The 400-nt window shown below is 67.0% G+C and carries 1 protein-coding gene; it reads right to left on the bottom strand.

The features are described from left to right. Nucleotides 1-400, bottom strand: a 400-nt coding sequence (locus AB1L30_RS00110; protein WP_367011332.1) for a hypothetical protein, incomplete at both ends; no start/stop codon positions are given.

The following is a 400-nucleotide window of genomic DNA, read 5'->3' on the forward strand; positions in this document are numbered from 1 at the left end:
GACGACGACCGCGTCCTCGCCGTAGTACCCCTGGATCACTTTCTCAAGATAATAGATATAATTCGCCGAGATGCCGCCCGGGCTGGTGGTGGCGTGGCAGGCGAAGTTGACGATGCAGCCGAGCAGGCGGTTGGGGTCTTCGGCGTCCCAGGCCCCCACGACGCCGACCTCGGGGTCGACCGGCCCGGCGGGCTCGACGATGTCGGGGTTGCCGAGGCCCGGGTGGGTGACCGTGCGCCCGTCCTTCATCAGGAAGCGTCGGTTGAAGGCGACCTGGTCCTCGATGCCGGAGCCGACGCCCCCCTTGGCGGCGATCCGCCGGTCGTTCGCCTCGCAAATGGCGTCGATCAGGGCCTGCTCGGTTTCTTCGAGATAGACGGGGTTGACGCAGGTGGAGTGC

It is taken from the genome of Bremerella sp. JC817, from assembly GCF_040718835.1.
Lineage (GTDB): Bacteria > Planctomycetota > Planctomycetia > Pirellulales > Pirellulaceae > Bremerella.